Annotated in this window: 11 protein-coding genes; 6 read left to right on the forward strand and 5 right to left on the reverse strand. The window is 52.0% G+C overall.

Features of this window, described 5'->3' with window-relative positions; translation table 11 throughout:
- Positions 1-34: 34 nt before the first annotated feature.
- The 3 genes from bamE to nadK form a co-directional block, all read right to left on the reverse strand.
- The gene (bamE, locus tag VH187_RS13440) at positions 35-376 is read right to left on the reverse strand and encodes an outer membrane protein assembly factor BamE (protein WP_329701941.1); all 342 of its coding nucleotides are present in this window, start codon (positions 374-376) and stop codon (positions 35-37) included.
- A 319-nt stretch (positions 377-695) separates the two neighbouring features.
- On the reverse strand, positions 696-2,357 hold the full coding sequence (recN, locus tag VH187_RS13445) for a DNA repair protein RecN (protein WP_329701942.1): 1,662 nt from the start codon (positions 2,355-2,357) through the stop codon (positions 696-698).
- Between the two features lie 85 nt (positions 2,358-2,442).
- Positions 2,443-3,321, reverse strand: a complete 879-nt coding sequence (nadK, locus tag VH187_RS13450) for an NAD(+) kinase (RefSeq protein WP_329701943.1) — start codon at positions 3,319-3,321, stop codon at positions 2,443-2,445.
- Positions 3,322-3,442: 121 nt separating this feature from the next.
- On the opposite strand from nadK, the gene grpE reads away from it, so the two are divergent.
- Positions 3,443-4,036 (forward strand): nucleotide exchange factor GrpE, encoded by a 594-nt coding sequence (gene grpE, locus VH187_RS13455; RefSeq protein ID WP_329701944.1) that lies wholly within the window; start codon positions 3,443-3,445, stop codon positions 4,034-4,036.
- A gap of 43 nt (positions 4,037-4,079) precedes the next feature.
- Here grpE and VH187_RS13460 read toward each other — a convergent pair whose 3' ends face one another.
- A complete protein-coding gene (locus VH187_RS13460) occupies positions 4,080-5,366 on the reverse strand; it encodes an HlyC/CorC family transporter (protein WP_329701945.1) in 1,287 nt (428 codons plus the stop codon).
- A gap of 19 nt (positions 5,367-5,385) precedes the next feature.
- The gene (locus VH187_RS13465; RefSeq protein ID WP_110512053.1) at positions 5,386-6,177 is read right to left on the reverse strand and encodes a cytochrome C assembly family protein; all 792 of its coding nucleotides are present in this window, start codon (positions 6,175-6,177) and stop codon (positions 5,386-5,388) included.
- A gap of 165 nt (positions 6,178-6,342) precedes the next feature.
- Here VH187_RS13465 and ffh point away from each other — a divergent pair, with 165 nt between their 5' ends.
- From ffh to rplS, 5 genes are all read left to right on the forward strand, one after another.
- The gene (ffh, locus tag VH187_RS13470; RefSeq protein ID WP_329701946.1) at positions 6,343-7,704 is read left to right on the forward strand and encodes a signal recognition particle protein; all 1,362 of its coding nucleotides are present in this window, start codon (positions 6,343-6,345) and stop codon (positions 7,702-7,704) included.
- 115 nt (positions 7,705-7,819) lie between these two features.
- On the forward strand, positions 7,820-8,068 hold the full coding sequence (rpsP, locus tag VH187_RS13475) for a 30S ribosomal protein S16 (RefSeq protein ID WP_329701947.1): 249 nt from the start codon (positions 7,820-7,822) through the stop codon (positions 8,066-8,068).
- A gap of 18 nt (positions 8,069-8,086) precedes the next feature.
- A complete protein-coding gene (gene rimM / locus VH187_RS13480) occupies positions 8,087-8,635 on the forward strand; it encodes a ribosome maturation factor RimM (RefSeq protein WP_329701962.1) in 549 nt (182 codons plus the stop codon).
- A gap of 45 nt (positions 8,636-8,680) precedes the next feature.
- Entirely contained in the window at positions 8,681-9,448 is a 768-nt protein-coding gene (gene trmD, locus VH187_RS13485; RefSeq protein WP_329701948.1) for a tRNA (guanosine(37)-N1)-methyltransferase TrmD, read from the forward strand.
- Positions 9,449-9,489: 41 nt separating this feature from the next.
- A partial coding sequence (rplS, locus tag VH187_RS13490; RefSeq protein ID WP_329701949.1) for a 50S ribosomal protein L19 occupies positions 9,490-9,706 on the forward strand: 217 nt, incomplete at its 3' end.

Raw genomic sequence — 9,706 nt, forward strand, 5'->3', positions numbered from 1 at the left:
TCAATGAGCGCTATTTTTACGTCTGTTACAAGGCTTAGTTGCTTGTCAGCGCGGGTTTGTTGTCGATGTTGGTCAACACGCCGCTGCTGTTGAAGGTCAGTGTCAGCGTCTGCTGGGTCACTTTCTCGTGGCCCGGTTCCTGACGGAACACGTAGAACCAGGTGTTGGTCCCGAATGGATCGGACATCATTGGGGTGCCGAGGGCATAAGCAACCTGCTGTTGTGTCATGCCGACACGAATTTTTGCGATGTCATTAGGTGCCAGATAGTTACCCTGGTTGATATCAGGACGGTAAACCACTCGCTCCAGAGTGGAACAGCCTGCGGTCAACATCAGAAGAACCGCTGCGGCAGCAGTCAGCATTTTACAGCGCATAGTGATTTCATTCCTTTTCGGGCCCGAGCAGTTCACGGCTCAATTGTAATATGTCGATGATAATAGACCTTTCATCACATTAAAACCTTTATACACTTCATCCTTCGAACTGCCTCTGCATTGGCTTCTCGTTCTCACCCCAGTCACATAGTTTTCTATGCTCCCAGGGATTCGTTCGCTTACCGCCTTGATACAGCTCGAATGATTTTATGTATGCCCCTTCATCTATCAACTTGAAAGATGCGTTGGCTAAGGCCTTTAGCGTCAGGTCTGTTGGTGCTTTTTGTTGTGAACTCAGACCCTGGGAACCCAAAAAAGTTTACGCAGCCAACAACTCTTTGGCGTTCGCCAGCGTGTTGCGGGTGACTTCACTTCCGCCAAGCAGGCGCGCCAGTTCCTGCAAACGTGCGCGTTTATCCAGCGGCTGCATGTGTGTTTCGGTCATGGCACCGTCAGTTTCTTTACTGACATAGAAATGATGATGTCCGCAGCCAGCGACCTGTGGCAGATGCGTAACGCACATCACCTGTGTGGATTCACCTAACTGGCGCAGCAGTTTGCCGACGACCGCAGCGGTCGGGCCGCTGATACCGACATCCACTTCATCGAAAATCAGTGCCGGGGTTTCCATTTTCCGCGCGGTGATCACTTGAATAGACAGCGCGATACGGGAAAGCTCACCACCGGATGCGACTTTGGCAATGGGCTGTAATGGCTGTCCTGGGTTGGTGGTGACCCGGAACTCAATGCGGTCCGCGCCTTCAGCCGTCAGATGATTTTCTTCAAAGCTCACTTCAATAGCGAATTGGCCGTGTGGCATAGAGAGTGAGTGCATGCTTTCAGTAATCAGCCCCGCCAGCTCTGTGGCGCTGCTCACACGCAAAGCGTGTAGCTCTGCTGCGGTTTCCAGCGCCTGCTGGTGATGCTTACTGACTGCAAGGCTCAGGGTTTCGAGCGAATCGGCTTGATCGTCGAGCTGATGTTGCTCGTCAAGCAGCGACTGATAAAACGCCGGGAGTTCTTCTGGCGTGACGTTATGCTTACGGGCCAGCGCAATTTGCCGAGAGATACGTTGTTCCAGCTCGAACAGGCGATTGGGATCGAGATCGAGGCGGTCGCAATAATGGCGGAGTTCATCGCTGGCTTCACTCAACTGGATCGAGGCTTCTTCGAGCATCTCCAGCACTCCGGAGAGTTTGCTATCCATACTAATCAGTTCAGTGACTAACTGACGTGCGCTATACAACTGGCTTTGCAGATTCGCATCTTCACCATCGGCCAGCAGGGTGAGCGCATGTTGGCTGGTGCTGATCAGTTGACCGCTGTTGGCGAGGCGTTTGTACTCTTCATCAATCTGTTCAAATTCACCAGCCAGCGGCTGGAATTCATTCAGCTCTTTCAGTTGGTATTGCAGCAATTCGGCACGTGCCGCACGTTCATGGCTTTGCTGTTGATGTTGAGCTAAATCACGACAGCTTTGGTGCCACTGATGGTAATGCTCAGCCATACGCTGAGTGAGTACCGACTCACCTGCATAGCCATCAAGCAGGGATTTTTGATGTTCAGGTTTAACCAGAAGCTGGTGGGCGTGCTGACCGTGGATTTGAATCAGCAACTGGCCAAGCTCGCGCAGCTGTGAAAGAGGTACGGCAGTACCGTTAATAAAGCCACGAGAACGGCCGTCGTGGCTTATTACGCGGCGAAGTAAACACTCACGTCCGTCTTCCAGCTGGTTGGCTTCCAGCCAGCGCTGAGCGGCAGGGGTGTCTTTCAATGCAAAGCGAGCACAGAGGTCAGCGCGGGCAGCGCCCATACGCACGATATCACCTTCTGCACGGCCACCCAGGCACAACCCGAGGGCATCAATTGCAATAGATTTACCTGCACCGGTTTCCCCGGTGATCGCCGTCATACCGTTCTGAAAATCGATTTCAAGCTCACGTACGATTGCAAAATTGCTGATGGTCAGTTGTGCCAGCATTGTTGTCTTCCTGTATGAAAAACCATAACTGTGTTTTCATACAGTATAAACTGGTTTTTTATACAGTAAAGAGGTTATGTCAAAATCAGAATAATTTTTTTGACCAGCCGAGTTTGGAACTCAAGGTGTTGAAATAGTTGTAGTCTTTCGGGTGAATCAGGTTGAGATGGTAGTCACAGCGGCGGATCAACACGTCTTCGCCTTCCTGAATCGGCAGGGCAATTTGACTATCGCAGCTAATTTCCAGATCTGTGCGCGGGTGTGCAAAGCGCAGGCGAATCGTACTGCTGCTGTTGATAACCAACGGACGTGCGGAGAGCGTGTGCGGGAACATTGGCACCAGCGTGATGGCATCCAGGGAAGGCGTCAGAATCGGACCGCCCGCAGAGAGAGAATAGGCAGTTGAACCGGTCGGTGTGGAAATAATCAGACCGTCAGAACGCTGAGAGAAGGCAAACACTTCATCGATATACACTTCAAACTCGATCATGTGCGCCACTTTCCCCGGGTGCAAAACCACTTCATTTATCGCTGTGCTGATGCGTTTCTGGCACTCTTTTTGGCAGACCTGTGCTTCAAGCAGAAAGCGCTTCTCGGTGATATAGTGGCCTTCCAGGACATCAGCCAACTGCTGATGGGCATTGTCAGGGTCGAGATCGGTCAGGAAGCCCAAATTGCCACGGTTGATGCCGATGACTTTAATGTCGTAACGCGCAAGCGTACGCGCAGCCCCGAGCATATTGCCATCGCCGCCCACCACGACGGCCAGGTCGGCTTGCTGACCAATTTCCGCGAGCGTGCCAGTGGCAACGTTCTTCAATTGCAGCTCGCGGGCAATTTGTTGCTCAACGATAACGTTGTAGCCTTTGGTGCACAGCCAGCGGTACAGCATTTCATGTGTGGTGAGCGCGGTAGGGTGACGGGGATGACCGACAATACCGATACACTTGAAATGGTTGTTCATTTTCTGGAGGTCCTTGTGCAAATGAATGATGACAATGTGCCTGCTTCCCTTGAAACCCGCAGCATGATCCCCATAATAAGCGAAGTCAGCGAGATGAATACGAAAAAACGCGGAGAAATTCATGAGTAGTAAAGATCAGAAAACGCCTGAGGGGCAAGCCCCGGAAGAAATTATCAAGGACCAGCACGATGAAGTAGAGGCCGTGGAGCCTGATACTTCGGCTGAGCAGGTGGATCCGCGCGATGAGAAAATTGCGAATCTGGAAGCTCAACTTGCCGAAGCGGAGAACCGCGAGCGCGACGGCGTGCTGCGTATCAAGGCTGAAATGGAAAACCTGCGTCGTCGTACCGAACTGGACGTCGAGAAAGCGCATAAATTTGCGCTGGAGAAGTTCGTCAACGATCTTCTGCCGGTTATCGACAGTCTTGACCGTGCGCTGGAAGTCGCTGATAAAGCGAACCCGGATATGGCCCCAATGGTTGAAGGTATTGACCTGACGTTGAAATCCATGCTCGACGTTGTACGTAAGTATGGTGTTGAAGTGGTGGGTGATACCAACGTGCCAATGGATCCGAACGTGCATCAGGCCATTGCGATGGTTGAGTCAGATGAAGTCGCGGCAGGTAACGTGCTGATGGTGATGCAGAAGGGTTATACCCTGAACGGTCGTACCATTCGCGCGGCGATGGTCTCGGTCGCTAAAGCGAAGGCGTAAGCCCTGTGCTTTACCCTCTCCCCGCCAGGGGAGAGGGATGCTGTTATTCAGAAATACTTTCCCGAATTGATTTCACCGGCACGACTTTCACCTGCTTAATCATATTGTCCTGAACATCGAGAATATCGATATCGAACTGGTTGATGCGCACGCGTGTGCCGACAGCAGGGATCTCTTCCAGCGCTTCCAGAATCACGCCGTTCATCGTGCGGGCCTCATCTTCCGGAAACTGCCAGTTAAAGGCTTTATTCAGCTCACGCACGTTGGCGGTACCGTCGATAATCACAGAACCATCGTTTTGCGGTGTCACTTCTTCCGCCAGTGAAGGGGACATCGATGTCGTAAAATCACCGACGATCTCTTCCAGAATATCTTCAACGGTCACCAGTCCCTGGATATCGCCATATTCATCGACGACCAGACCGGCTTTTTTCTTGTTACGCTGAAACTTCACCAGTTGCGTGCTGAGCGGCGTACCTTCCGGCACGTAGTAGATTTCATCCGCAGCGCGCAGCAGAACCTCTTTAGTGAACTCTTTTTTCTCGGTCATCAGACGATAGGCTTCGCGTACGCGCAGCATGCTGATGGCATCATCCAGCGAGTCGCGGTACAGCACAATACGGCCGTGAGGAGAGTGGGTAAGCTGGCGAACGATAGATTTCCAGTCGTCGTTGATATCGATGCCGACGATTTCGTTACGCGGCACCATGATGTCATCGACGCTGACTTTTTCTAGGTCCAGCACCGAGAGCAGCATGTCCTGATTACGACGGGAGATTTGCGAGCGTGATTCGTTGACGATGGTACGCAGCTCGTCTTTGCTGAGCGCGCTGCTGATGGAGGTTTCGGTTTTGATCCCCATCATCCGCATCAAAAGACGGGTAATGGTATTGAGCAACCAGACCAGCGGCATCATTAAGATTTGCAGCGGGGCTAACAAAAAACTGCTCGGATAAGCGACTTTTTCCGGATACAGCGCCGCGATGGTTTTCGGCAATACTTCGGCGAAAATCAACACCACAAACGTCAGCACACCGGTTGCAATAGCGACACCCGCGTCGCCATACAGGCGAATACCGACGATAGTACCCAATGCGGAAGCGAGAATATTGACGAGGTTGTTGCCGATGAGCACCAGGCTAATCAGGCGATCGGGTTTACGCAGCAGCTTTTCAACACGTTTTGCAGCTTTGTTGCCCTGTTTTGCCATATGACGTAACCGATAGCGGTTGAGCGTCATCATCCCGGTTTCCGAACCGGAGAAGTAGGCCGAGATAAAAACCATGACGACAAGTGTGATAATGAGCGTCGTGGTTGAGATATGTTCCAAACTGGATTTCCTTTAAGTCTTAGCTCACGAATTGTTGCAGGACGCGGCTACCAAAATAGGCAAGCGTCAGAAGTCCTGCGCCCGCCACGTTAAACCAGACTACACGGCGTCCGCGCCAGCCTTCATGATAATGACCCCATAACAACACGATATAGACAAACCAGGCGATAATAGAAAGGACCGCTTTGTCTATATTTTCGACGCTGAACAGATTGTGCAGATAAAACAGTCCAGTGCATAGGGTTAATGTCAGCAATACTACGCCAACCTGGGTGATGTGGAACATTTTGCGTTCGATGCTCATTAGCGGCGGCATTTCACTGCTGAACGCGAGTTTCTTATTCTTCAGTTGATAATCAATCCACGCCAGCTGAAAGGCATACAACGCGGCGATGATCAGCGTCGCATAGGCAAACAGTGACAAGCCAATGTGCACCATCATTCCCGGTGTGGTTTCCAGATGCGTAATAAATTCATTCGGCATGAAGGTGGCGAACGCGAGATTGATTAGGGCAAAAGCGTACACAATCGGCAGCAAAAGCCAGCCACGATTACGGGAGGCCACGATGGTCATCACCGTACAAATCATCAGACTGACCAGCGATCCAACGTTCAGTAAGCTCAGGTTTTGACCGCTATCACCGCCGGGTAAAATCCGTGCTTCCAGCGCGAAAGCATGGCAGATAAGGGCGATAACCGCAGACAGAATCGCCATGCGCCGCCAGCCGCTGTTTTTTTGCAGCAGGCCAGGAATGATCAGCGCAAGGCTGATGGAGTAGGCAACAAGCGCGAGCAGTGCAAAAACAGGCATATAAATGTCGACATTGGCGTGTGATGAAAGAGAGTCAGTATAACGTTACGAGACTCAGGCTCCAACCGTTGCATCACAACTCGTGCGGTGTCGTGTTATACTGCGGCAAAATTCTGTGTATGTGTCGCTGTGGCGACCGAACGTTTCCACCTCAGGCGAGAGACAATGTTTGATAATTTAACCGATCGTTTGTCGAGTACGCTGCGCAATATCAGCGGGCGCGGACGTCTTACTGAAGACAACATTAAAGACACGCTGCGCGAAGTGCGCATGGCGCTGCTTGAAGCTGACGTCGCCCTGCCAGTCGTGCGTGATTTCATCAACCGTGTAAAAGAAAGCGCGGTTGGGCATGAAGTTAACAAGAGCCTGACCCCGGGCCAGGAATTCGTCAAAATCGTTCGTAATGAACTGGTTGCGGCGATGGGCGAAGAGAACCAGGTGCTGAACCTGGCCGCTCAGCCGCCAGCGGTCGTGCTGATGGCGGGCCTGCAAGGTGCCGGTAAAACCACCAGTGTGGGTAAGCTCGGTAAGTTCCTGCGTGAAAAGCACAAGAAGAAAGTGCTGGTCGTGTCGGCGGATGTGTATCGCCCGGCGGCGATTAAACAGCTGGAGACTCTGGCTCAGCAAGTGGGGGTGGATTTCTTCCCCTCCGACGTGGCGCAGAAGCCCGTTGATATCGTTAATGCTGCGCTGAAAGAAGCGAAGCTGAAATTCTACGACGTGCTGCTGGTGGATACCGCCGGTCGTCTGCACGTAGATGAAGCGATGATGGACGAAATCAAACAGGTTCATGCCGCGATTAATCCGGTAGAAACGCTGTTTGTGGTCGATGCCATGACCGGTCAGGATGCGGCCAATACGGCGAAAGCGTTTAACGAAGCGCTGCCGCTGACCGGCGTGATTCTGACGAAAGTCGATGGTGATGCTCGCGGTGGTGCGGCGCTCTCTATTCGCCACATCACTGGCAAACCGGTGAAATTCCTCGGCGTCGGTGAGAAAACCGAGGCATTGGAGCCGTTCCACCCGGATCGTATCGCCTCCCGTATTCTCGGCATGGGCGACATGCTGTCGCTCATCGAAGATATCGAAAGCAAAGTCGATCGCGCTCAGGCTGAAAAGCTGGCTAACAAGCTCAAGAAAGGCGATGGCTTTGACCTCACCGACTTCCTTGACCAGTTGCGTCAGATGAAAAACATGGGCGGCATGGCGAGCCTGATGGGCAAACTGCCGGGCATGGGCCAGATCCCTGACAACGTCAAAGCGCAGATGGATGACAAAGTGCTGGTGCGCATGGAAGCGATCATTAATTCCATGACGTTCAAAGAGCGCGCCAACCCGGAAATCATCAAGGGTTCCCGTAAACGCCGTATCGCGGCGGGTTGTGGCATGCAGGTGCAGGACGTTAACCGTCTTCTGAAACAGTTCGACGACATGCAGCGCATGATGAAGAAAATGAAGAAGGGCGGAATGGCGAAGATGATGCGCGGCATGAAAGGCATGATGCCACCGGGCTTTCCAGGGCGCTAAATCGCTTTAGAGATTGCTTTTTGCGCCGAAATGAGTAAAATTTTCGGGCTTTTAATATAACACCGGGCTCCGTCCCTCGATGGGGCCCGGTGTTTTATTCACACAAGAGGATGTTATGGTAACTATTCGTTTAGCACGTCACGGCGCAAAAAAGCGTCCGTTCTACCAGGTTGTTGTTACTGACAGCCGTAATGCACGCAACGGTCGCTTCATCGAGCGCGTTGGTTTCTTCAACCCGATCGCTGCGGCATCTGAAGAAGAAACTCGTCTGGATCTGGATCGTATCGCTCACTGGGTTGGCCAGGGCGCTACTGTTTCCGATCGCGTTGCTACGCTTATCAAAGCAGCAAACAAAGCAGCTTAATCTGTCACGGTGGTCATGATGAGCAAGCAACTCGCCGCTAAAGCGCCCGTTGAACCGATTGTTCTCGGAAAAATAGGCTCTTCCTACGGTATTCGTGGTTGGCTCAGAGTGTTTTCCTCCACCGAAGACGCCGAAAGCATTTTTGACTATCAGCCCTGGTTTATCCAGAAGGCGGGTCAGTGGCAAGAACTCGAGCTGGAAAGCTGGCGTCACCACAATCAGGATCTGGTCATCAAGCTGAAAGGCATTGACGATCGGGATGTCGCGAATCTGCTGACCAATTGTGAAATTGTCGTCGATTCCTCGCAGTTGCCTCAGCTGGACGATGGGACCTACTACTGGAAAGACCTTATGGGCTGCCAGGTAGTGACCACTGAAGGCTACGACCTCGGTAAAGTCATCGATATGATGGAAACCGGGTCAAATGACGTTATCGTCATTAAGGCAAACCTGAAAGATGCATTTGGCATCAAGGAGCGGCTGGTTCCGTTCCTCGATGGGCAGGTTATCAAGAAAGTCGATCTCACTACTCGAGTTATCGAAGTAGATTGGGATCCTGGTTTTTAAAACCTCCGGATTACCGGTAAAAGACGGCACTATGGGGATTGGCTTGTGTTTATTGGTGTAGTTAGCCTGTTTCCTGAGATGTTCCGCGCGATTACCGACTACGGGGTAACTGGCCGGGCAGTAAAAAATGGCCTGCTGAACATCCAGAGCTGGAGTCCTCGTGATTTCGCTCATGACCGGCACCGTACCGTGGACTCACGTCCTTTCGGCGGCGGACCGGGGATGTTAATGATGGTGCAACCTTTACGGGATGCCATTCATGCAGCAAAAGCCGCGGCAGGTGAAGGCGCAAAGGTGATTTATCTTTCACCTCAGGGACGCAAGCTTGATCAAGCAGGCGTCTGCGAACTGGCAACCAGTGAGAAGTTGATTCTGGTCTGCGGTCGTTATGAAGGGATAGATGAGCGTGTAATCCAAACCGAGATTGACGAAGAATGGTCTATCGGCGATTACGTTCTCAGCGGTGGTGAGTTACCCGCAATGACACTGATTGACTCAGTTTCCCGGTTTATTCCGGGCGTTCTGGGCCATGAAGCTTCAGCAACGGAAGATTCCTTTGCTGATGGATTGCTGGACTGTCCACACTATACCCGCCCTGAAGTGTTGGAAGGGATGGCTGTCCCGGCAGTATTACTGTCAGGCAACCATGCTGAGATACGTCGCTGGCGCTTGAAGCAGTCGCTGGGCCGGACCTGGCTGAGAAGACCTGAACTTCTGGAAAACCTGGCTCTGACTGAAGAGCAAGTACGGTTGCTGGCGGAGTTCCAACGGGAACACGCACAACAGCAGCATAAACATGATGGTGAGGCGTAAGCCCCCAAAATATCAGTTTACCCAGGATAAGAGATTAAATTATGAGCAACATTATTAAGCAAATTGAACAAGAGCAGATGAAGCAGGACGAACCTTCATTCCGTCCGGGTGATTCCGTGGAAGTGAAAGTATGGGTTGTTGAAGGTTCCAAAAAACGTCTGCAGGCATTCGAGGGCGTGGTTATCGCTATTCGTAACCGCGGTCTGCACTCTGCATTCACTGTTCGCAAAATTTCCAACGGCGAAGGCGTTGAGCGTG

The sequence above is a fragment of the Scandinavium sp. genome (genome assembly GCF_036271055.1).
GTDB lineage: Bacteria > Pseudomonadota > Gammaproteobacteria > Enterobacterales > Enterobacteriaceae > Scandinavium.

Bases quoted from the DNA above. Each gene is read 5' to 3' on its own strand.
- rpsP (WP_329701947.1), top strand. From the start codon at position 7,820: ATGGTAACTATTCGTTTAGCACGTCACGGCGCAAAAAAGCGTCCGTTC.
- ffh (WP_329701946.1), top strand. From the start codon at position 6,343: ATGTTTGATAATTTAACCGATCGTTTGTCGAGTACGCTGCGCAATATC.
- grpE (WP_329701944.1), top strand. From the start codon at position 3,443: ATGAGTAGTAAAGATCAGAAAACGCCTGAGGGGCAAGCCCCGGAAGAA.
- VH187_RS13465 (WP_110512053.1), bottom strand. From the start codon at position 6,177: ATGCCTGTTTTTGCACTGCTCGCGCTTGTTGCCTACTCCATCAGCCTT.
- recN (WP_329701942.1), bottom strand. From the start codon at position 2,357: ATGCTGGCACAACTGACCATCAGCAATTTTGCAATCGTACGTGAGCTT.
- bamE (WP_329701941.1), bottom strand. From the start codon at position 376: ATGCGCTGTAAAATGCTGACTGCTGCCGCAGCGGTTCTTCTGATGTTG.
- rimM (WP_329701962.1), top strand. From the start codon at position 8,087: ATGAGCAAGCAACTCGCCGCTAAAGCGCCCGTTGAACCGATTGTTCTC.
- nadK (WP_329701943.1), bottom strand. From the start codon at position 3,321: ATGAACAACCATTTCAAGTGTATCGGTATTGTCGGTCATCCCCGTCAC.